This is a genomic window from Streptococcus sp. NPS 308 (assembly GCF_002355895.1).
Classification (GTDB): domain Bacteria; phylum Bacillota; class Bacilli; order Lactobacillales; family Streptococcaceae; genus Streptococcus.
Genome location: NZ_AP017652.1, coordinates 724,801 through 748,350 on the forward strand (window position 1 = coordinate 724,801; position 23,550 = coordinate 748,350).

The 23,550-nt window shown below is 32.3% G+C and carries 20 protein-coding genes and 1 pseudogene; 15 read left to right on the forward strand and 6 right to left on the reverse strand.

What is annotated here, in order from left to right; genetic code table 11:
* The first annotated feature begins 11 nt into the window (after positions 1 to 11).
* The 3 genes from SNAG_RS03855 (at position 12) to SNAG_RS03865 (ending at position 6,905) form a co-directional block, all read left to right on the forward strand.
* Entirely contained in the window at positions 12 to 6,236 is a 6,225-nt protein-coding gene (locus SNAG_RS03855; RefSeq protein WP_172842388.1) for a DEAD/DEAH box helicase family protein, read from the forward strand.
* Positions 6,237 to 6,310: 74 nt separating this feature from the next.
* A complete protein-coding gene (locus tag SNAG_RS03860; RefSeq protein ID WP_007520203.1) occupies positions 6,311 to 6,595 on the forward strand; it encodes a DUF5962 family protein in 285 nt (94 codons plus the stop codon).
* A 13-nt stretch (positions 6,596 to 6,608) separates the two neighbouring features.
* Positions 6,609 to 6,905, forward strand: a complete 297-nt coding sequence (locus SNAG_RS03865) for a DUF5966 family protein (RefSeq protein WP_096406718.1) — start codon at positions 6,609 to 6,611, stop codon at positions 6,903 to 6,905.
* Between the two features lie 13 nt (positions 6,906 to 6,918).
* Here the strand turns inward: SNAG_RS03865 and SNAG_RS03870 are convergent, their stop codons facing one another.
* Positions 6,919 to 7,116 carry a hypothetical protein gene (locus SNAG_RS03870; RefSeq protein ID WP_004249782.1) on the reverse strand — a complete coding sequence of 66 codons (198 nt, stop codon included), beginning with the start codon at positions 7,114 to 7,116 and terminating at the stop codon, positions 6,919 to 6,921.
* Between the two features lie 159 nt (positions 7,117 to 7,275).
* Between SNAG_RS03870 and SNAG_RS03875 the strand changes: the two genes are divergently transcribed.
* From SNAG_RS03875 to pezT, 7 genes are all read left to right on the forward strand, one after another.
* Entirely contained in the window at positions 7,276 to 7,917 is a 642-nt protein-coding gene (locus SNAG_RS03875) for a hypothetical protein (RefSeq protein WP_037619220.1), read from the forward strand.
* Positions 7,918 to 7,926: 9 nt separating this feature from the next.
* The gene (locus SNAG_RS03880; protein ID WP_096406720.1) at positions 7,927 to 9,012 is read left to right on the forward strand and encodes a toprim domain-containing protein; all 1,086 of its coding nucleotides are present in this window, start codon (positions 7,927 to 7,929) and stop codon (positions 9,010 to 9,012) included.
* 50 nt (positions 9,013 to 9,062) lie between these two features.
* Positions 9,063 to 9,296: a DUF5965 family protein gene (locus tag SNAG_RS03885; protein WP_000152419.1), complete on the forward strand. Its 234-nt coding sequence runs from the start codon at positions 9,063 to 9,065 to the stop codon at positions 9,294 to 9,296.
* Positions 9,293 to 9,676, forward strand: a complete 384-nt coding sequence (locus SNAG_RS03890) for a DUF5945 family protein (protein ID WP_000159223.1) — start codon at positions 9,293 to 9,295, stop codon at positions 9,674 to 9,676. Before SNAG_RS03885 ends, SNAG_RS03890 begins: the two co-directional genes overlap by 4 nt.
* A gap of 37 nt (positions 9,677 to 9,713) precedes the next feature.
* Positions 9,714 to 9,986: a hypothetical protein gene (locus SNAG_RS03895; RefSeq protein ID WP_096406723.1), complete on the forward strand. Its 273-nt coding sequence runs from the start codon at positions 9,714 to 9,716 to the stop codon at positions 9,984 to 9,986.
* A 67-nt stretch (positions 9,987 to 10,053) separates the two neighbouring features.
* On the forward strand, positions 10,054 to 10,530 hold the full coding sequence (pezA, locus tag SNAG_RS03900; RefSeq protein ID WP_096406725.1) for a type II toxin-antitoxin system antitoxin PezA: 477 nt from the start codon (positions 10,054 to 10,056) through the stop codon (positions 10,528 to 10,530).
* Complete coding sequence (gene pezT, locus SNAG_RS03905) at positions 10,530 to 11,300, forward strand: type II toxin-antitoxin system toxin PezT (RefSeq protein ID WP_096406728.1); 771 nt, start codon at positions 10,530 to 10,532, stop codon at positions 11,298 to 11,300. Before pezA ends, pezT begins: the two co-directional genes overlap by 1 nt.
* A 326-nt stretch (positions 11,301 to 11,626) precedes the next feature.
* Here the strand turns inward: pezT and SNAG_RS10025 are convergent, their stop codons facing one another.
* Positions 11,627 to 11,821 carry an Rgg family transcriptional regulator gene (locus SNAG_RS10025; RefSeq protein WP_096406730.1) on the reverse strand — a complete coding sequence of 65 codons (195 nt, stop codon included), beginning with the start codon at positions 11,819 to 11,821 and terminating at the stop codon, positions 11,627 to 11,629.
* A gap of 104 nt (positions 11,822 to 11,925) precedes the next feature.
* Positions 11,926 to 12,768 carry a helix-turn-helix domain-containing protein gene (locus SNAG_RS03915; protein ID WP_096406733.1) on the reverse strand — a complete coding sequence of 281 codons (843 nt, stop codon included), beginning with the start codon at positions 12,766 to 12,768 and terminating at the stop codon, positions 11,926 to 11,928.
* A 390-nt stretch (positions 12,769 to 13,158) separates the two neighbouring features.
* Between SNAG_RS03915 and SNAG_RS03920 the strand changes: the two genes are divergently transcribed.
* Positions 13,159 to 14,370 (forward strand): MFS transporter, encoded by a 1,212-nt coding sequence (locus SNAG_RS03920; protein WP_096406736.1) that lies wholly within the window; start codon positions 13,159 to 13,161, stop codon positions 14,368 to 14,370.
* On the opposite strand, the pseudogene SNAG_RS09900 reads toward SNAG_RS03920, so the two are convergent.
* Both SNAG_RS09900 and SNAG_RS03930 read right to left on the reverse strand, forming a co-directional pair.
* Positions 14,367 to 14,993 (reverse strand): annotated as a pseudogene (locus tag SNAG_RS09900) (winged helix-turn-helix domain-containing protein); the annotation flags it as partial. The gene SNAG_RS03920 and the pseudogene SNAG_RS09900 sit on opposite strands and share 4 nt — an antisense overlap.
* Positions 14,994 to 15,240: 247 nt before the next feature.
* Complete coding sequence (locus tag SNAG_RS03930) at positions 15,241 to 16,137, reverse strand: tyrosine-type recombinase/integrase (protein WP_096406741.1); 897 nt, start codon at positions 16,135 to 16,137, stop codon at positions 15,241 to 15,243.
* 92 nt (positions 16,138 to 16,229) lie between these two features.
* On the opposite strand from SNAG_RS03930, the gene SNAG_RS03935 reads away from it, so the two are divergent.
* A complete protein-coding gene (locus SNAG_RS03935) occupies positions 16,230 to 16,952 on the forward strand; it encodes a toll/interleukin-1 receptor domain-containing protein (RefSeq protein ID WP_157740111.1) in 723 nt (240 codons plus the stop codon).
* Between the two features lie 131 nt (positions 16,953 to 17,083).
* Here SNAG_RS03935 and SNAG_RS03940 read toward each other — a convergent pair whose 3' ends face one another.
* Complete coding sequence (locus SNAG_RS03940; RefSeq protein ID WP_157740112.1) at positions 17,084 to 18,466, reverse strand: SIR2 family protein; 1,383 nt, start codon at positions 18,464 to 18,466, stop codon at positions 17,084 to 17,086.
* A 685-nt stretch (positions 18,467 to 19,151) separates the two neighbouring features.
* Between SNAG_RS03940 and cbpJ the strand changes: the two genes are divergently transcribed.
* The 3 genes from cbpJ to SNAG_RS03970 all read left to right on the forward strand — a co-directional run bounded on the left by cbpJ (position 19,152) and on the right by SNAG_RS03970 (position 23,550).
* A complete protein-coding gene (cbpJ, locus tag SNAG_RS03950) occupies positions 19,152 to 20,144 on the forward strand; it encodes a choline-binding protein CbpJ (protein WP_096406748.1) in 993 nt (330 codons plus the stop codon).
* Between the two features lie 788 nt (positions 20,145 to 20,932).
* The gene (locus SNAG_RS03965) at positions 20,933 to 22,522 is read left to right on the forward strand and encodes an ATP-dependent nuclease (RefSeq protein ID WP_096406750.1); all 1,590 of its coding nucleotides are present in this window, start codon (positions 20,933 to 20,935) and stop codon (positions 22,520 to 22,522) included.
* Positions 22,504 to 23,550 (forward strand): RNA helicase, encoded by a 1,047-nt coding sequence (locus tag SNAG_RS03970; RefSeq protein WP_096406753.1) that lies wholly within the window; start codon positions 22,504 to 22,506, stop codon positions 23,548 to 23,550. Before SNAG_RS03965 ends, SNAG_RS03970 begins: the two co-directional genes overlap by 19 nt.

Here is a 23,550-nt window from a genome sequence, read left to right on the forward strand (position 1 = left end):
AAGGAGCGAGTATGGAAGTAATGCAATTATTGGCTATGTTTCGTGGAACAATTCCAAAAGATAGAGAGAAAATGGACCTATTTCTTCGTTATCAAGCGCAACATTTTGATGAGAAATGGCAGGACTTGGTAGAGAGTTTTTTGGCTGAAGAGGGCAAGATAGAAGAGATACCTCATGTGTATTCGTTTCATCAAGATATTGTTTCTTTCCTAGAGGCTAGTTCTGAAAATAATGACCAAGATTTAGAAAGTTACACAAGAAATTTTGGACAAGCAGGTCTAAGTAAATTATCTCAATTAAGTAATTTTGAGAAAAACTTGGTGCTAGAAGTCGCAACCTATAATCTTTTCACTCGATTTTACATCCAATCTGAAAAAGAGAAGCTAACACCATTAAGTGAGCTTGTATTTCATCAGAATCAGGATGTCAATTTAGTCAATGTCTATCGGGTTGCGAATAATCTATCTGGCCGCATTAGTAGAGATATAGAGGAGTTTCTTCTAATGGTTGATTCCAAAGAACTAAAAAAAGAAGTTCTTGAGATTCATTTTGAAGAAAAAGAAGGAGATGTTCTAGCCTATTTGGGTTCAGAATTGTTGGCTACTTTAGATATCGTTACGGATTTTGTCCATCATGAAGAAAACTACACACAACTCCCACTGACACAAAAGCTGAAGATTATTACTTATTTTGATGAAGTAAAGGCTATAAGAGAAAAGTCTAAGCAAGTAGAGGAAGCAGTCTTATCTTTAGATAATATTGACCAGGTAGAAGAAAATGTGGAAGTTCATTCCCTATCTAAAGTAGATAAAATTGTAGAAGAAGCTTTGAGGGAATATCCGATTGGTTCACAAGTAAGTTATAAAGGACAAGTATTTCAGTTGGTTTCAATTGAAAATGCACAGTTAAATGGCTTAGTTCGCCTAGAGCTATTCAATGATTCCAACCAGTTATTTGAAGAGAATCCTATCTTATACTTGAACAGTTTAGAAGAGATTGAACAAGTATTGTCTCATGTAGAACTTGAAAAAGAAGATTCAGAGATTGAGATGGATTCATCAAGTGAAAGTCAGGAAATAGATTTGTTTTCCTATCTGGAAGAAGAAAAGGAAAAGGATGATGAAACAGAATCAACACCACTTATTTCAAGTATAGAAGAGTTGGATACTCCTGTTCAAGATTTTGTTTTTCCAGATGATTTAGAGAACTTTTATCCTAAGACAAATCGAGAAAAAATTGAAACGAATATCGCCGCAATTGAACTTGTTAAAAGATTAGAAAAAGAGGGACGACAAGCGAATCCAGAAGAACAAGAGCTACTAGCTAAGTATGTCGGCTGGGGTGGTCTTGCCAATGAATTTTTCGATGAACTTAATCCAAAGTATGAAACAGAACGTTTAACTCTCAAGAGCTTAGTAAGTAAATCAGAATACTCGACCATGAAACAAAGTTCTCTCACAGCCTATTATACAGACCCAATGATTATTCGCCAGATTTGGCAAAAATTACTGGATGATGGTTTTGAGGGAGGAAGGATATTAGATCCTTCTATGGGGACTGGGAACTTCTTTGCGGCTATGCCTAGAAGTATACGAGAGAAATCAGAACTCTATGGAGTTGAATTAGACAGTGTGACTGGCGCAATCGCAAAACAACTTCACCCCAATACCCATATTGAAGTGCGAGGATTTGAAGAAGTTCCCTATCAAAATAATAGTTTTGATTTAGTCTTAACGAATGTTCCATTTGGAAATTTTCGCATTGCCGATAAAAACTATGATAAACCTTATATGATTCATGATTACTTTGTCAAACACTCACTTGATTTAGTAAGAGACGGAGGGCAAGTATCGATTATCTCTTCTATTGGCACAATGGATAAGCGGACAGATAATGTCTTACAAGAGATTAAAATCAACACTCATTTTTTAGGGGGAGTTCGGTTGCCGGATACGGCTTTTAAAACGATTGCAGGTACTCGAGTGACCACAGACCTCCTCTTCTTTCAAAAGGATCAAGCAAAGAATCTTCATGAGGAGGAGCTTGTCTTTAGTGGCTCTATTCCCTTTGAGGAGGATAAGCGTGTCTGGATCAATCCTTATTTTGATGGGAAATACAATACACAAGTTTTGGGTGAATATGAGGTACGTAATTTTAATGGAGGAACTCTCAATGTTAAGGGGGTATCAGAAACATTAGCTACTGACATAATGAAAGCATTCGAGAATGTGGAAGCACCTAAACCAATTGACAATTCTTTGAAAGCACCTGTTTTTATCAAAGAAGAAGTGGATAATTCTATCCCAAGTCGTATACGTGAGGACTTAGCGCTCTATTCTTTTGGATATGAGGGAAATCAAATTTATTACCGAGATACGCATGGCATTCGGAAAAGTTCAAAAGTAGACGAAATTAGTTATTATGTAGATGAGAAGGGAGAGTTTAAAGCTTGGGACAGTTCTTTGTCTGAACATAAAATAGATCGATTCGTGCAACTTCATTTGACAGATGAGGAAGCACTAGATGTTTACAAGTCAGAAGAAGCGAGTAAAAGGGGGAAATATAAGGGACTGTTCAAAAAAACTGTCTTTTATGAAAGTCCCTTATCGGATAAGGATATTAGTCGCATTAAGGGCATGGTTGATTTGAGAGAGACCTATCAATCCTTAATTGAAATTCAACGTCATCAAGATTATAGTCGGACAGATTTTCAGGTATTACTTAGTAAACTCAATCGTGACTATGACCGCTTTGTAAGTCAATTTGGATACTTGAATGCCTCCGTTAATCGGAACTTATTTGATAGTGACGATAAGTATTCTTTACTAGCAAGTTTAGAAGATGAATACATTGATTCTAAAGATCAGAAAGTAAAATATAAAAAATCTTTAGCCTTTGAGAAAGCATTGGTTAGGCCAGAGAGAGTGATTGCAAGAGTATCAACGGCTTTAGATGCCTTAAACTCTAGTTTATCGGATGGTAGAGGGGTTGATTTAGAATATATGGTATCAATTTATCCCGAACATAGCCAAGCTGCTATTTTAGATGAGTTAGGTGACCAGATTTTAATGGATCCAGAAAGCTATTTAAGAGGGGAAAGAAAATACCTTTCTAAGAACCAGTTTTTATCAGGAGATATTCTCAACAAGATAGAAGTAGTTCAACTATTAGTGGAGGAAAACAACCAAGAATATGATTGGAACCATGCTTTAGATTTGTTAGAATCTGTTCGCCCTCCAAGGATTCATCTGGCAGATATTGAATTTAAAATAGGGTCACGTTGGATTCCTCAATCCGTTTATGGTAAATTTGCCTTTGAATGTTTCACCAATCGTGAATTTGAATTGTCTTCGCCAGATGTTGAACAAGTCATTGAAGTGAATCCTGTTGATGGGCAGGTTCATTTAAGGACATCATTTGCTTATCGCTATCCAAGTGCCAAAGATAGTAGTCTTGGAGTTAGTGGGTCACGTTATGATACAGGAAGAAAGATTTTTGAGAATTTACTTAATTCGAACCAACCGACGATTACTATGACTATTACGGAAGGAGAAAAGAAAAAGACCATCACAGATTTGGAAAAAACCTCTGTTCTAAGAGCAAAAGAGCAGCATTTACAAGAGCTCTTTCAAGACTTTGTCTCACGGTATCCAGAAGTCCAACAAGTCATTGAAGAAAGTTATAATCGTCTTTATAATCGAACGGTTAGTCGAGAGTATGATGGTAGCCATCTAGTCATTGATGGCTTGGCACAAAACATCAGTCTTCGTCCTCATCAAGAGAATGCCATTCAAAGAATCGTAGAAGAAAAAAGAGCCTTATTAGCTCATGAGGTAGGTTCAGGAAAGACCTTGACCATGCTTGGTGCTGGCTTTAAATTAAAGGAGTTGGGGATGGTTCATAAGCCCTTGTATGTGGTGCCCTCTAGTTTATCTGCTCAATTTGGCCAAGAAATCATGAAATTTTTCCCTACTAAAAAGGTCTTTGTGACTACTAAGAAAGATTTTGTGAAGGCAAGAAGAAAACAATTTGTGTCACGTATTATTACAGGAGATTACGATGCCATTGTCATTGGAGATTCTCAATTTGAAAAAATCCCTGTCAGTAAAGAAAGACAGATGAATTATATTGAGGATAAACTCAATGAACTACGAGAGATTAAAACACATTCTGAAAATAAGTATACCGTTAAAGAAGCAGAACAATCAATAAGTGGCCTAGAGAAACAATTGGAAGAACTGCAACGCTTCAATCGTGATAGTTTTATTGATTTTGAGAACCTAGGGATTGATTTTCTCTTTGTAGATGAAGCACATCACTTTAAAAATATTCGTCCAATTACTGGACTTGGGAATGTAGCAGGAATTACCAATACAACTTCTAAGAAGAATGTGGATATGGAAATGAAGGTTCGACAGATTCAGGAAGAACATGATTTTAAAAATATTGTCTTTGCGACAGGGACACCCGTTTCCAATTCTATTAGTGAGTTATACACTATGATGAACTATATTCAACCAGATATCTTAAAACGCTATCAAGTTGATTATTTTGACTCTTGGGTAGGTGCTTTTGGAGAAATTCAAAACTCTATGGAATTAGCTCCTACAGGGGATAAGTATCAGCCTAAGAAACGATTTAAAAAGTTTGTCAATCTACCTGAATTGATGAAAATCTATAAAGAAACAGCCGACATTCAAACACAAGATATGTTGGATTTACCTGTTCCAGAAGCCCATATTATTCCTATTGAGAGTGAGTTAACTGAAAACCAGAAACTCTATTTAGAAGAATTAGTTATGAGGTCAGATGCGGTCAAATGTGGAACAGTCGATCCGAGTCAGGATAATATGTTAAAGATAACGGGTGAGGCAAGGAAACTAGCTATTGATATGCGTTTATTGGACTCTAGTTATAGTCTAGCAGACAATCATAAACTGCTTCAGGTAGTGGATAATGTTGAAAGAATTTATCGTGAGGGAATGGAAAATAAGGCTACTCAGATGATTTTTTCAGATATTGGAACACCTAAGAAAAAGGATAATGGCTTTGATGTCTATTCTGAAATAAAGGCTTTATTGGTTGATAGAGGAATCCCTAGTAAGGAAATTGCCTTTGTACATGATGCCAATAGTGATGAAAAAAAGAATAGTTTGTCTCGAAAGGTCAATGCAGGAGAGGTGCGGATTCTCCTTGCCTCAACTGAAAAAGGAGGAACAGGTTTAAATGTTCAGAGCAAGATGAAAGCAGTTCATCACCTGGATGTACCGTGGAGACCAAGTGACATTCAGCAACGCAATGGACGTATTATCCGACAGGGAAATGAAAACAAGGAAGTAGATATTTACCACTATATTACCAAAGGTTCGTTTGATAATTATCTATGGGCAACTCAGGAGAACAAACTCCGCTATATTAAGCAGATTATGACATCTAAGGAGCCGATTCGTGCTGCAGAAGACATTGATGAACAGACTATGACAGCTTCTGATTTTAAGGCGCTAGCAACAGGTAATCCTTATCTCAAATATAAGATGGAACTAGAGAATGATCTAACTCTATTAGAGAATCAGAGACGCGCCTTTCAACGCAGCAAGGATCACTATCGTAATACAATCTCTTACTGTGAAGAAAATATGCCCATTCTTGAGAAACGATTAAGTAAGTATGAAGGCGACATTCAACAGTCTGAAATGTCGAAAGACCAGGCATTTTCTATGACGGTAGGTAAGCAAGCTTTTGATCAACGAGCTGAAGCAGGGGAATCCCTACACCGTCTTATCCGTCATAATCAAGCTGACAGTATAGAATTTCGAACCTTAGCAAGCTATCGAGGATTTGACATTAAAATGCTTAGTCTTCCAACAAATCAACCTCTTCCTGAAACCTTCTCTGTTAAGATTGTAGGAGAAAATCAGTATTCTGTCGGTTTGGATTTGTATTCTCCTTTGGGAACGATTCAAAGACTCCAACATACGATTGATCACCTTAAGGAGGACCAAGTGAAAACTCAGAACTTATTGGATGAATTAAAGGATAAATGGACTACTGCTAAAGTAGAAATTGAGAAAAATTTTCCAAAGGAAGAGGATTATCAAACTAAAAAGGCCGAATACGATGTACTCGCGCCATTGATTGAAACAGAAACGGATTTAGATATTATTGATCAGGCCTTAAGACAATTCCACGAAAAAGGAAAAGAAAAGCAGGAACAACTTTCTTTTGAATTAGATTAAAAAATATATATAAATAGCGGACAAGAAAAGAAAAGCGCGGTAAAATAAAGATAGAAAGAAGCGAGGTAACGATTATGATGGAAGATACCTATTATCAATTAGAAGAGGCTTTGGTACAGGGATTTCAAACACCTGAAGAATACCAAGCCTACAAGGAGTTAAAGGAACATTATGAGGAAGTGACAGGGGATTACAGTTTTTCTAAACGAGAACTCACTAGTCAATTGGAAATCTCTCTTCAGAATCATCGAGGTGTGGACTTTGAAGAACATGAAAAAGAGGAGTATTTGGACTTAGTTCAAAAATTAGAAGAGTTTGATTCCTCTTTTGCCACCTATTATCGTCAATTGATTGACTAGAAAGGAGAAAGTCATGAATGATTTACTCCTTTTCCCAGTAATTTTTTTAGCAGTAGGAGGAATTCTCATTCTTTTATGGAGGCTCTTTCTTATTGCCAGTGGACTTTTCCTGATTGGTTTTGTCAGTTTTCTTATTTTCGTAGAAGTCTATGGAATTTATTTGTTCTTTACTGAACCTAGTTTATATTTTGATGATATCAGACAACATGGTTTAACTAGTTTTACGGCTGTGTACCTTTTCATCAATCTGATGTTGGTTATAGGATTCAGTTGGCGCTTCATTAACTCCATAAATAAGAAAAAAATGTGAACTTTTTAGATAGTTAAAAGACTTTATCTGAATCTAAATTCGGATAAGGTTTTTTATTTGCCTTGATTCTTTCATATACTTCATAGCTAAATTGGAGCAATAATTTATGAAAATCATTATCCTCACTATTATTACTTGTATTTATGGCTTGTTTATGTCGTTCAATATGAGAAAGAGCTCTTCTCAAATTTTCTTCTTTTAATTTGTTCATATTTATATTATAAACTGAAGACAGCTAGTTTTGATATTTTTCTCTGAACTGTATGATTTTGAGCCTGAAATGTAGGAATCACCTTTCGTTGTGGTGTGATAAAACTTACAAGTTCTTTTTGTTATTCTTGACCTAGTTTTTATAGAAAGAAGGTCTAAGATGTTAAATAAAGTCAAAACTAAAGCCTTAATTAGTGTTGGAGCAGTAGCCGCAACTAGCTTTATTCTCATGATGGGATATACTGCTGGTCAACATTCTACTGCTAAACAAAGTCGCAAAGAGATTGAATTGGCTGCAGCTAAACTTGTAGAGGATAAACAAGCAGAAGATAAAGCTACCATTTTGTCATCGGATACTGTAAAAGAATTTTTAACACAGTATTATACGAAAGAAAAACTCGGAGAAAATAATACACGTATTCAACCTTATATGACTGAATCAGCTTATTCTCAAGAATTGTCAAGTCAAAATGATGCCATGAACCAAGTGTATAAGGACTATATTTTGGATTATCATTTTGAAAAAGCTGATATCTTTGTCAATCAGACTACGAATCAAGCTATTGCCATGGTCTCTTATAATGTAACCTATGTATCTGATTTAAAGAATGCCAACCAATCAAAGACCAATCAGACAGAAACTAGAACGGTTAAGTTGTCTTATTCGAAAATACCAGGTAAGTTATTGGTCAACCAAGTACAGGTTTGGAAATCTGGGTTAGATGATTTAGATAAGGCCACTCCCAAAACTCTAGAAGAATCATCATCAATACCATCACTGCCAAATACTACGACAAAATGATGATATTGCATGGAAATAGAAGAATGTAAGCAAATTTCAATTCTTGATGTAGCAAGTCGTTTGGGTATCTCCTTTAAACAAGTTTCTAGCAGTGTCTATGAACATCCTGAACACGATTCATTCCGAATTTTTTCGAATACCAATACTTTTAAATGGTTTTCAAGAGATATTCAAGGTGATGTCATTGATTTTGTTCGACTTGTTAAGGGAACTTCCTTTAAAGAAGCTCTAACTTTTCTTTCTGAAGAACCTTTTCAAAAAGAAGCTGTTCAAGAAAATAGAGATAGTCCATTTTATTATCCTTTAAAGAGAATAGAAGATTCTAGCTGTAGTCTGGCTAGATATTATTTAACAGAACGTAGAGGAATCTCAGAAGAAATCGTACAAAAGATGATTCAACAAGGTTTGATAGCACAAGCCAGTTGGAAAACAAATGAAACTGTTGAACCTGTTATTGTTTTTAAAAGTTTTGATCATCGTCACAAACTGCAGGCAGCAAGCTTACAAGGAATTTATAAGAATCACTCTCTTCCTAGAGAAAGGTTAAAAACGATTCTAAAAGGAAGCCATGGATATGTTGGAATATCCTTTGACATTGGTAAACCAAATAGACTGGTCTTTTGTGAATCGTTCATCGACTTGATGAGCTATTACGAACTTCATAAACAAAGTCTAACTAATGTTCGTTTGGTATCTATGGAAGGATTAAAAAGGTCTGTTGTTGCTTATCAAACTTTACGACTAATAGCTGAAGAAAATCAGAAGTTGGAATTTTTAGATACAGTAACACCTTCAAAGTTATTGCATTTGATCAATACAATTCGTGATACCACCACCTATTTCGATAATCATCCTGATTTATTGACACTTGCGGTAGATTGTGATGATGCAGGAAAAGATTTTTCTGATAAGTTATCTCAATCAGGATTTCCTGTTTTACTGGATTTACCTAATAATGAATCTGGGAAAGAAAAAATAGACTGGAACGATATTCTTAGAGAAAAGAAATCAGATTTTCAATTTAAGCTTGAAACTGTAAAAGAGACATTTGGAAATCCACCAGTAAGACAATTATCTCAATGTTTAGAACTGTGATAACAAAATCAAGATGTTTTAGCTAATATTAGAATGAAGGAGGATCGTATATGACCATAATCGAGCGCTTAGAAGAAAAGGTCACTAGGCAAGAAAGCAAGGTAGCAAGAGAGACAGAAAAACTCGCTGCTTACAAAGAACAACTGGAGACAGCGATGTTTGCGACGTTCAAAAGGCGTCAAAGCATCAGTCACATGAGTTTTGAAGAAGCTCTTGACCATGCCTTTGGTAAAGAAAGACAATTCGATGATTCTGAATTTAGAAAGGATGAAATGAGTGAATGACAAAAGATTGGAATTTTAATCAACCATTAGAAAGTAAATCAGAAAATCAAGGGGATTCAGATAAAATTGCGGCCTTATTTGGAAATCATCAAGGAGGTAATGATGTAAATTATGAAGCAGCTTTTCAAAAGCGAAAACAAGCACCTGTGACGGAATCAAATTCTAGTTCTAAACCCAAAGTTACAGAGGTTAGAACAGGAAAAGAGACAGATATCACTACAAGTTATCAGCAACATCTTAAAAGACTTATTGCGGATAACAATAGCGATATTCAAAGTAGTCAAAAGAAAATTGAAGAGCTACATACGTTGATCGACACAAAGAATAAAGATAATAAGAAATTGCAGTCCATTTATGATGCGATTTCCGAATTACACTAAGCAGTCCTGATAGGCTGCTTTTTTTGAGAGGTTATAGATGTTTACAAAACTGTTTAAGAAAAACCAAGACAATAGAGATGTATTTAAGAAGCTAATTCATAGACTATCTGATATGTCTGTCCAAGATCTTGAAAAAATAGACCGACTGTTAGATATCATTTTCACTCCAGATCAAGGATCAGAACAACTAAAAACAGAAGCAACTTACAGAGAAGAAACTTTGGACGACACATTAAAGGAAGCTAAGAATCAACTTCATAAGGAACAATTGGAGAAGAATTTAGAGAGGTTTAGGAAAAATAGTCAATAATGCACCAAAATTGGTGCGTTATGCTTTTTTATGCTATAATTGAATTATAAAAATAAAGGAGTTTGCCATGATTGGAAAGAACATAAAATCCTTACGTAAAACACATGACTTAACACAACCCGAATTTGCCCGGATTGTAGGTATTTCTCGAAATAGTCTGAGTCGTTATGAAAATGGAACGAGTTCAGTCTCTACCGAATTAATAGACATCATTTGTCAGAAGTTTAATGTATCTTATGTCGATATTGTAGGAGAAGACAAAATGCTCAATCCTGTTGAAGATTATGAATTGACTTTAAAAATTGAAATTGTGAAAGAAAGAGGTGCTAATCTATTATCACGACTCTATCGTTATCAAGATAGTCAGGGAATTTGCATTGATGATGAATCTAATCCTTGGATTTTAATGAGTGATGATCTATCTGACTTGATTCATACGAATATCTATTTAGTAGAAACTTTTGATGAAATAGAGAGATATAGCGGCTATTTGGATGGAATTGAACGTATGTTAGAGATATCTGAAAAACGGATGGTAGCCTAGTGGAAATCCAAGATTATACTGATAGTGAATTCAAACATGCTCTAGCACGGAATCTTCGTTCACTGACAAGAGGAAAAAAGTCCAGTAAACAACCTATAGCGATTTTGCTTGGAGGGCAAAGTGGTGCCGGTAAGACTACAATTCATCGTATTAAACAGAAAGAATTTCAAGGAAATATTGTTATCATAGATGGTGATAGTTTTCGTTCTCAGCATCCACACTATTTAGAACTGCAGCAAGAATATGGCAAAGATAGTGTTGAATACACCAAAGATTTTGCAGGTAAAATGGTAGAGTCTTTAGTAACAGAATTGAGTCAATTGGGATACAATCTTTTGATCGAGGGAACTTTACGAACAGTTGATGTTCCAAAGAAAACCACACAACTCTTGAAAAATAAGGGATATGAAGTACAATTAGCCTTGATTGCGACAAAGCCAGAGTTATCCTATCTCAGTACCTTAATCCGATACGAAGAACTGTACGCTATCAATCCAAATCAAGCACGCGCAACTCCAAAAGAACATCATGATTTCATTGTATATCATCTAGTTGATAATACACGACAATTGGAAGAATTGGCTATCTTTGAAAGAATTCAAATTTATCAACGAGATAGAAGTTGTGTATATGATTCAGGAGAAGATATAATTTCAGCAGCAAAAGTGCTACAAGAATACCTCTTCGGAAAATGGAGCAAGGTAGAGGAAGAGATGTTGAAGGTGGGAGAAGAAAGATTGGAAGATTTAACTAATCGAAATGATTGTTAGAACACAAATTTTAAAGTAAAATCTACTGATAACTTTTGTTCATTTTTAAGGTGGTCGAAAAGTCTTTAGAATCAAAAAAGAAAAGGCGCTAGGACTGAGGAAACAGTTTTAACGCTAATCTTAAAAAAGTATAGCACAGGAAGTGATTTTTTGTGCTTTTTTACTGTCTTTTTTCAAATAAATAAAGCTGTTCAAGCCAATTTCTTCATAGGAGTTTAATTTTATTAGCTAAAAGTTATTTAATTTCAGTCATTATATTGATTTTTATCTACACTTAATAACAAACAATTAATAGCGAGTTGAGTAACTAATCTTTTATTTATTTCTTAAGTGATGAATAGATATAATCGCTCGGCCATTTCTTTTATTAATAGGAAAAATAAAGTGTACTTAGTAGTTATAGCATAATTTTTAAGTAGTATGAGTTTATAATAGCTTCCATTTTTGACTTTGAACAGATAATCCGTTAATTGAAGTATTTCATTATCTGTAAGTTGTATGCTGCTATCTAGTGTATCCATTTGTTCTATGCATCCACTCTTAAATAAAATTTTCAAAAGTCTCAAATTTTTAAAGTTTAGTTCTTTTAATGATGAATGTTCAGTAAATATAGTACTCACTTTTATTATTTATCAATAAGTGAGGAAAGATGATCCTCGTACTGTTTTTTTATTGAACTCTCGTTTAGAATATCAAAAATCTGTAATGCATCTCTCATTTTGGATATTCCAGATTGAGCTCCTTGTGCAAATTCGAGGTATCCTTGAGCATATAAGAATACAGTTTGTTCATAATAATTGAGTTCGTTATCTAGTAATCTAGATATTTCTTTGATTAAAAATCTACAATTGTTGTATTTCTTAACATCTATACTTGCAATTAAACAGTTAATAGCAAGTTGGGTTACTAATTTTTTATTTGTTTTATTTAAAGAGGAGTATATATAATTTTTCAACATTTCTTTAGTTAGTAAAAAATAAGAAGAATACTCTATGGTTCGGACACAGTTTCCTAGTAATATTATTTCGTAATAACCCCAATTTTCTATTTTGAAAAGATAATCTGTTAATTTTAATAATTCCTCGTCAGTAGGTTTATGAGAGCTATCAAGAGTATATATAATTGATTTTAACATTGTCCTATCAAAGTCTGTTAAATCGCTATTACAATATAGTGTATTCTTGAGTGATATAACACGATGTAGGGTATAATCTTCACGAATATGTTTTATAAGATTCATAAAGTTTTCACATTTTCCAAAATCGTTATTATGGATTATCAAAAATTCTTCTAATGATATATTAAGTTTATCAAGAATATTTATTAACCTACCACAAGATATCTCAGATTCCCCTCTCTCAAATCTAGAAATTTGTGATTTTGATAAATGTTCATCAGCGACAGAACTAATGCTAATTTGTTTTCCTTTACGAATTTTTCGAAGGGTTTTTCCTAAATTGAATTTCATATATTCCCACTTTCACAACAAAAACTATAATTTCTTTTCTTTATTGTACAATATAGAAAAGAAAAAAGGAGAAATAAGATGCTGAAGATTTCAAAATTTACTAAGTATTTACTAATATCGCTTTTATTTTTGGATATCATAATTATTGTAGGTGGATAGAGTGCTTAGGTGTACACTTAAGTCTTTGGGATTCCCCAAAGACTTACTACTACTAAAAATATAAAATGTACAATTAATTTTTAAGACATCTTAATGAAGTAACACGATGTAGGAGGGGGTGATACCAATGTATTATAGATAAGACGTTGCATGTTAACTATTAATTTAAAGAGTATTTAGTAAAATATTATGATTTTTCTAAACTAAATGAATATTTGAAAAAGGATAGTTGTGAGAACAGAAATAAAAAGTAATAAACTTAGTAAGTCATTTTTAAAGTTTCTAACAGCCCAAGTATTTATTATTCTTGCTGGAATATTGTTAGATATGGTTTTAATTCTCTTTGTATATCAAATGAGTCAATCGCTATTTGATACAAGTATGATTCTAGTTGTTGGATCTATTTCACGAATATTAGGAAGTATTCTACTTTCAAATATTTTTGACAAGATTTCAGCAAAGTGGATTATGCTAGGAGCATTGATAGCCAAAGTTTTTATTATTATACTACTCATATGTTCTTATAGATATATATATATTGTGTTAATATCAAAATTTTTATTGAGTTTATTAGATAGCGCTATTTCTCCTGCGCAAGGTGTATTGCTTGCAGATATAATTAAAGAGGATAGAATTCGTTTAAATGGTATTTTCTATACTGTCATTCAAGTATTTCAAACTGCTACTTGGACATTTGGAATACCTTTTGTTCTATTCCTTAATCCTTTTGCGGCATTTTGTGTGATTATTTTGATGATTACTATATCCTTGTGGCTCTTGAAGAAAATAGATACAAAAGATAGAGTGCAAACGAATTTACTCCCTTATTTTGAGAGATTGAAGCAGGGATGGTATGATTTGTTCCATATTACTGAATTGTGGAATATAACCATTATGGACACATGTGAATCAATTGCTAATGTGATTTGGACGCAAACTTTTCTATTATTTTTCACGACGAGTTTTTTGAACTTATCAGAGGAATGGTGGGGATTTCAAGGAGCTGCTTACTTTGTAGGTTCGATTGTAGGAGGAATTATAAGCATTAGATACTCTAAGTATATTTCTCAGTTTGGGGGAAAAGTTATCTTTTTTTCATCACTTGTGGTTGCTATTTTTACAGGTATATACGCTTTTAATAAAGTAGCTTTCTTGGCTCTTGTTATTAACTTTTTCATTGGAATTCCGTATCAAATTAGAGATTTGGTGCAACAATCATTAATACAAGAGAAGTCCCCTACTTATTCGATAGGACGTGTTTTTTCTCTAAGGCAATTAATATTAACGATTACTTCATCTGGCTCTTTGGCAATATTTAGCTATTTAAGTAGTCGGATTGGTATACAGGCTGTTTACCTGATTGCAACTATTATATACGCTATCGTAACTATTTGGATATTATTAAATAGAAAAATCATTAAATTTAAAATTGAGGAGCAATGAATATGAATGCTAGGTCGGACTCCTTTAGGAGCCCAACAAGAACTCATCTTACTGATTCTCACGAAACCAGCTTCATCTTGATACATCAAACGTACTTTGTTATAAGATCCCTCCTCTTTAAAGCGCTTACTTAAGGTATCGAATGTAGATTTTATTTTTAGACGTCTCAATTGTCTGAGCGTCTGCCTTCTTGGGATGTTCAGGTCGAGGAGTGACTGTTCGCCAACCATGGCGTTTCAGAAGATAATAGAAACCATCACGTGTGGAAATACGACCAATCTCTTTTTGATAGGCTTCAAATAACTGATTGACAGTTACAAATTCCCCAGCTTGAGCATCTTCTATATGGCGTTTTAGAAATGCTTTCTCTTCTTCATAAGTCATATATTCGCGATGGCGACAGCCACGGGTCTCTTGAAGAAGAGCATCCAAACCAAACTCCTTATATTTTTCAAATTCCTCCAAACAGTTGTTTTATTGCAATCTAGCAGATTCATGATTTCCGTATAACTCTTTTCTTTTGAGCGAAAATAAATAATCTGTAGTCGTTTGTGATATTTGGCGTACGATGAATCTCTTAGGAATTGTTCAATTTTTTGTATTTCCTCGTTTGTAAGTTTCATAACTACTATAATATGTTTTTTGATTTTAGGCTAGTATGAGTTTTTCCTCATCTATATTTAAGGATACTTGAAAGTTATATTTTAGAAAAACAATTATGGAGTTCTTAATACGGAATATAGTATAAATGCTGATTCAAAGTGGAGTTTTGTATGCTTTTTGCTTTTGTTGAGTATAAAATCTATTAACTAAAGTCGAACTACAAACATTAATTTAAGATGAAGTAAACTGTAACCTTCGAAATGTCTCTTACTCGATTTCAGAATGAATCACTGACATAGGATTGAAAGAACTAAGTATTTCTTTTTGTTTTGAATGAGATACGTGAGTATAGATTTGTGTGATTGATATAGAACTGTGTCCAAGAATTTGTTGAATATATCGAATATCTATATCATTATCTAGAAGCATTGTTGCAAAGCTATGTCTAAACATATGTGGTGTAATAGTTTTAGATAAGCTATTTTGTTCAACGATTCTCTTTAAAATTAAACGTACACTTTGCTCTGACAATGGTTTAGGCGAATGTTTCCCTGGGAACAAGAAATCATTGGATTCATTTCTTGTTTTATTTATATATGTTTCTAATAAATTGAATGTTTTTTGATCTCCTAAAAATAGGATACGTTCTTTCTTACCTTTTCCTATAATATGGAGTGTCTTATTGGACAGATTAATGTCTTTGAGATGAATGTGGCAAAGTTCAGAAATTCTGATGCCTGTTGAAAGTAAAAGTGAAATAATTAGTAGATTTCTTTCAGCGTGTTGTTTTTGATAGTCAGTTTTAGATACAATTACTTTCCGTTCTAAGTATATAAAAATGCTTTTCAGAATATCATACGGAATTGTTTTAGGCAATACTTTTTCAGTTCTAAATTGAAAGCGCAATTGATTGAAGGGATTCTCTTCAATTATGTTCTGGTATTTTAGATAGTTATAAAACACCTTCATACAAGCAATTTTTCTTCTTAATGTATTCGTTTTCATGTTAGATCGTGTCAACTCTTCGATATAGGATTCGACATTATCATAGTCTGAGTTATAAAATTGTATAAGATCATTCTTATAAGCACGAATCGTGTGTGAACTCAAACGCTTATGAGTTTTGCAATAATCTAAGTAAGTAGAAATAAGTTTATAATCCATAAAAATCTCCTTTATCAATAATCATGCTATTATAAACCTATTTGGGTGCTTTGTATAGTGATAATAAATTGTTATCGGTAGGAGGTTTAAATGTGATTTTTCTATGTTTCAGTATAAAGGATAGAGAGACAATTGCCGAAAAAATATTAAATCATCTATTAAGTTTTGGATTTGAGGTTTGGTATGACAGAAAAGACATTTTTTTAGGTGACAATAGATTCGATGTCAACTTAAAGAATGGAGCAGGTGGCAGTAACATTAAATATGCTGTTATAATTATAAGTGAAAGTTTCCAAAAAGGAGATTACTGCAACAGAGAATTAAATATTCTATGGCAACGTAAATTAAAGAATGAGGTATCTATATTCCCAATATTTTACAATATGCCTATTAATCAAATCCCCAAAAACTTTCAATTTCTTTTAGAATTTGTATGTAAATTTATTTCTAATAGTGATGAAAGCATATTTACTGCATATCACATTGTTTCAAAAATCACAGATGATTTATTGACGAAAACATACGATAAGACATTCCAATATTATGCAAATAATTGTCAAGACAACTATATAACCGAAATAATTATTCTATATTTATCTATGGATAGAAGTAATTACAATTCTAAAATGACAATACTATATTTACTTTATACGTATATTAAATCGACGAAGGATTTCTCTCAAATTCCTAGTTACTATTATTTTGGCTTTGAAAAATTATATTCATTCACAAAGTTAAATATCAATACAGATTTAAGGGAACTACAAATTTTAGAAAATTTATCTCTTTTACTGCTAAATTCATTTTATAAATAAGAGGCTGGGCAAAAAGTCAATTTTCGCAGACAATGAAGTAAATCCTCCCACAATAAAACGCATAGTATCAACGTTTTTCAAGGCTTGATATTATGCGTTTTTCTGGTTTTAAAGACTTTTGGCCCAACCCCTTAGGGTTTTCTATTTATTTCTTTAAGAATCTCAATAACAGTAGAAGTAATGTCTTCTATATCATTACTATTTAGTTTATTCTCATATCGTTCCAAATAATAGGGGAGATTATTTTCCTTTAAAGTAGTAAAAATTTTTTCAGCTGAGAAACCTGTTGATACTAATGGAATCACATTGAGTCCATTATCTTGCGAAACTTGAAATTCTGTAAGCACACCTTCACTATGAGTTCCCTCTTCAGATTGACCATATAAAAATATACTAGTTGAACAATTAGATATCATTTTTTCAATAAGGGATACTCTTTCCTCGTCTTTAGCAGGTTTATGTTTAAATGTGTGATCAATGTATGGCATAATGGTAAGTTTGTTATGAATATATTGTTCGCTCAATCCCATTAATTTTCTTGCAGAATTGGAAATAATATAGGAACCTAATCTCTTACCATCTCCACTATAAATATTATAACCATTATCAAGTAGTTTCTCAACAAGCGCCTTGCAAAGCTTATTAGCATAATTTTCTTCTTCAGTAGAAAAATCTCTAAAAGATCCTGAAATAAAAATATTTTTTTCTTTATAAAGCTGATGTAAATGGTGTAGAAAATCATCAATTTCATTGAAATCATCTACATATATAGTCTTTATATTATAACTGTTTTCAAAATATCTCTTTTCAATTTTCTCAAATTCAGGATGTTCAGTATCTTTAACAGCTACACGATAATGGAAATTATTCAAATGTGGAAGACTTCTTTTTATCTCAGATAAACAATTCAATACTAAGTTATCAGAAAAGCTATAACCTATAAAAATAAACGAATTTAGTATTAGTTCACGTTTTAGCTGTTCAAATAATACTTGTTGCTCAACTAAATACTTATTATAGTCATTTTCTGTAATAACCATGGATTTTGTATCTGTCAAAGATCCATTCATTTTAAAGACTTTGTATTTTTTATTTTCATTTATTTTTACTAAATTTTCACTATTGTAGATAACTGACGGAATCAACTGTGTCTCGTTTTCAATCATAGATTCGATGACGGTATCAAAATTGGTAGTCCAAAATTCAGTTATTGGTAATTGCAGTAATGCTTTAATATGTTTTGAATAATTTGTTGTTGTAACTTTTTTGGAGAAGGCGTTTGAAATATTGGTTTCTAAATAAGATCTACTCATATGGAGTTCGTAAAACTGGGCAAACTTATAAAAATTTGGTTCTTCTTTATCGTTAATTTCAAATTCTGATTCGAATAAATCTTTCCACGATTTACCTGTGAAATCATATGTGGCTCCTGCTCCACAAAATACAGCTATTTGATTTTTTCTTAATTTATCCACAATATTAGCTATTTCACTTTTATAGTCAGTAAAGTTCATTTTTTCTCCTACCGATAACAATTTATTATCACTAGTATACCATAAATTCATTTTTAGCAGCTTGATTTGTATAGTGATTTTTTAGTTAGAGTTAAATAGCAAACTATAGTATTGGCCAACAATGGCTTAAAACACTGTTTTAAAATTATATCTAATACTTTTGAGTTAATTACAAACTTACAACAATGATTATTTGTATATTTTAAAGGAAGTAAGTACAAATTTATTAGAAAATCGAGATTTTCTAAATGATTTATTCTGTTCAGATAGAAGATTTAGAAGCAGATTCTAATTTTGGAGTCGAGTATGAGGGTAATTTAGAAGTTTATTTTTATAAAAAAGTGGTGGCATATATAGTGGTAATTTTGAAAACGAGCTAGATATTTATTTCAATAACGAACTCTATGCAACTGTAATTTTGCAATAATAAAGTGAGTAAAAAATAAAAGGTAATATAAAGATTAAAAAGATATAAACCATTAAGAAGAAAAATAGTGATCAAAATTAATATAGAGTAAAGTAGATTCTGGAATGGTCTATTTTATATATTGAAGAAATTTGAAGTGTATTTTCCTGATAGATACAATAGTATACAAGACCAGTGAGAAGATACCTTAATCTTCTTAGTTAATATATTGAAAAAAATAGAATAGTATGCTATAATCCCATTAGGAGGAGTAGATAAATGAAACTTTTGAAAAAAACTATGCAAGTTGGACTAACAGCATTTTTCTTTGGTTTGCTAGCTACAAATACTGTATTTGCGGATACCACAGGTGGCCAATTTGTTGATAAGGATAATAGAAAATATTATGTAAAAGATGATCATAAAGCAATCTATTGGCATAAAATAGACGGTAAAACTTACTATTTTGGTGATAAAGGAAAAATGGTAGTTGGATGGCAATACTTAGAAATTCCTGGAACAGGTTATCGTGATAATTTATTAGATAACCAACCAGTTAATGAAATCGGCCTTCAACACAAGTGGTACTATTTTGGACAAGATGGGGTACTACAAGAATTTGTTGGCTGGAAAGCATTAGAGATTAAAACAAAAGACAGTGTTGGAAAAGAGTACGGGGAAAAACGTGAAGATTCAGAAGATAAAGAAGAGAAGCGTTATTACACGAACTATTACTTTAATCAGAATCATTCTTTAGAGACAGGTTGGCTTTATGATCAGTCTAACTGGTATTATCTAGCTAAAACAGAAGTTAATGGAGAAAACTATATTGGTGGTGAAAGACGTACAGGTTGGATAAATGATGGTTCAGCTTGGTACTATCTCGATACAACAACTGCTGCGATGCAAACAGGATGGCAATATCTAGGTAATAACTGGTACTATCTCCGTTCATCAGGTGCTATGGCAACTGGTTGGGTGAAAGATGGTTCAACTTGGTATTATCTAGATGCTCAAAATGGTGATATGAAGACCGGTTGGGCTTATGTTTCTAACAGTTGGTACTACCTTCGTTCATCAGGTGCAATGTCTACCGGTTGGGTGAAAGATGGTTCAACTTGGTACTACCTAAATGCAAGTAATGGAGATATGAAGACAGGCTGGTTCCAAGTCAATGGTAAATGGTACTATTCCTATGGTTCAGGTGCTTTAGCTGTTAATACTACAGTAGGTGGTTATTACGTAAACTACAATGGTGAATGGGTTAAGTAATGAAGGCTAATGTTAAACTGTAGTTGCTACTTAACATAGTAAAAGAGAGAGTCAGATTGATTCTCTCTTTTGTAATTCAAAATAATTTTAAGGAAGTTTTTATATGTGTTTGAAAAATTGTATAATCTATGTGATGGATTAAATTTCTACAAATTTTATAGAGTCAAAAAATAACACTATCATCAGATAATGTTATTTTTTTTGTTATCATTATAAAATTGTCTAGCTATTTCTTTAACATAATTTTCATATTTTACTGGAATTTCAGCATTAGAAATATAGTTTTGGTAATTGAAACTATCATCAATTGGATATTCACTATTTACTAGGCTCATAAAATTAAGGATTCTTCTCTTTTCAGTATCAGAATCTTATTTTTTTTTTAAGAGAGCTGAAGATAGGGGATCATAATCTTGTATACTGGTTCAAAATATGTTGTTGGACCATCAAGTGTTCTTGCAAGAGCAGAATGAGTTTTTTGATCTGGAACGGATTTACTACTTTACCACTTGTTGTATGAAGTTCTATTGATTTTTAATAGATTAGATAGCTCAGATTGGGAATAGTGTTTATCTATTCTGTGTTCTTTAAGACGAATACTAAAAAATATAAGCTAAAACTCCTATTGCCTTATTATGCAACAATTATGTCAAAATCTTTTTAAGATGCAAGAATAAAGCAATATTCATCTTATCTGTAATTACAATTTTGAAAAATTAACACCATTTATGTGATATAATATTAATAAATAACTATTCAAACTAATATGCGAGGTTTAGGTAGTCTGTATGATATCAAGAATAATATTACAAAACTTTAAACGTTATCAGAATGTTGATTTTACTTGTAATTCTGAAGTTAATATTTTTGTTGGGGAGAACGGTGCTGGGAAATCAACTCTATTATACGGGATTGGTTTAGTGCTGAGTGGTAGTCACAGTCAAATTGAAAGAAGTAGTTTGTCTAGTATCATTAATCAAGAAGCGATTTTAAAATTTATGGGTACAAGGGATATAAATCAGCTCCCTGAGGTCTTCATTGAGATTTATTTTGATGAATTAAGTACTGAAATTTCCTCTAACTTCAATATTGAAGGGAAACATAACTCTCAAAAAATCAAAGCTTTTGGACTTTCATTAAAAATAATTCCCAATCAAGATTATATAGCTGAAATTACTTCTGTCTTAAATGATAGTAAATGGACAGTCTTTCCATTTGAGTTTTATAGAGTTGAATTTTTGACATTTTCAGGGAAAACCTATTCCTCTTACAACAAACCATATAAGTTTCTACATTCAATGATAAATACAAGTCTTATTGATACACAACAAGAAATTCAAAAACGTATTCATGAGGTATATTTGGATAATATATCAGCTGAGAATAGAGCAAAAGTTAATCATCAATACAGGATAAATTCATTTAATTTTTTAAAGACTTTAAGGAAGGATGAACTGTTGAAGGAGAATGCTTCAGAATTCCAACTTCATTTTGAAGAATCAGAAAATTCATTTAGAAATTCAGTATCAGCTGTAAAAAATGGTGTAGATATAAAAAATTTAGGGCAAGGAGAAAAGGTATTATTAGGTGTTGAAAATGCATACAGTCATCTCAAGGAAACGGTTAAAATACTACTTATTGAGGAACCTGAGAATCATTTGAGCTTCCAAAACCTCCAGAAATTGGTTAGAATGCTAAGTTCAAATACAGGTGTTCAAGTTTTTATTGGGACTCATTCAAATATGATTGCTTCAAGATTGGGTGTAGACAATCTTCTTTTTTTAGATAATGGTCAGATATCTAAACTTAAAGGTTTGAAAAAAGATACTGTAAGATTTTTCAAAAAATCTACTAATCAAAATTTATTGAACTTCTCTCTAGGTAAGAAGATAATTCTTGTTGAGGGGAATGCTGAGTATATTTTAGTAGAGAAGTTTTTCGAAATACTCCACTCCAAAAAGCCTGAAGAATTTAATGTATCAATTATTTCTGTAGATGGATTAAGTTTTGAGAGGTATTTAGAAATTGCAACTAACTTTACTGATAAAAAAGTAGTAGTTATCACGGATAATGATGGTGATTACGAAAGTAAAGTACAGTCAAAATATAGTTCTTATCAACAATTCCAGAATATAAAAGTTTCTTCTGATTTAGATAATGATAATCGAACATTTGAGATATGCATTTATAATTGTAACTCGGATTTATTAGAGTCTTCAGGATTAACCAAATCTAATGATTTATTAGAATACATGCTCAGGGAAAAGGCTGAATTTGCACTGAGATTACTAGAACAAATGGAAACTGATAATATAAGGGGAAAATTTATTATACCCAATTATATTAAAGAGGCGATTGAATGGATAATAAAAGATTGATTCATGCTGTTGCTGGAAGTGGCAAAACAACTAAAATAATTGAAAGTATTGATCCTCAAAAAAGAAATCTTATCCTTACGTATACAGAGACGAACCAGAATACAATCAGAGCAAAGTTGATTGAAAAATTTGGCTATATTCCTGAGTCTACTTTTATTTTTGGTGTTTTTGAGTTTCTTTATAGTTTTTGCTTAGTGCCATATTTAGGGAAACGACCAAAAGGAATAAATTTTGATTATAAAACTCAAGGAAAATTTGATAAGACTGCTATAGATAATACTGGAAGAATTGTTCAGAATCAACTTTCTAAATCTCTATTAAGGGGTTCATTAATCTATAAGAGGAAAGAAATTAGATTTGATAATTCATATTTGGATAGAATTGATAAATTTTTTGATTGTATTTATGTAGATGAGTGTCAGGATTTTGAGTCAGATGATTTTGATTGGCTTTTAAGTTTAAGTAATCTTAATGCAGAAGTATTTTTATTTGGAGATTTTTATCAAAAAACCTTTAGTACTTCAAGGCGAGGTAATAAAGGAAAAGGGATCCATTCGAGTTTTGAGAATTGGTTAAAAGTTATTTCTGATTCAGGATATGAAATTGATTTATCGAGTTTGTCAAAAAGTTATCGTTGTCCCAAAATAGTTTGTGACTTTATTGTTGATAATTTAGCTATTGAAATTTTATCGCAGCGAGAAGAAAAGCTTTCTTCCCAAATTACTCTTATCGATTCACAGAAAAAAATAGAATCAATAATGACAGATGACAATATTATGAAACTTTTTTATCAAAAATCTTATGATTATGAATGCAAGAGTCAGAATTGGGGGGATAGTAAAGGCTCTGAATATGACAATGTTTGTGTAGTATTAAATCCAACATCATACAAATTATTCGCAGCTGATCGCTTGAATGAACTTTCTTCACAAACCAAAAGTAAATTTTATGTTGCGTGTACACGTACGAGGGGAAACCTATATTTTGTAAATCAATCCGATTTAGAAAAATATAGGAAGATGATGTAA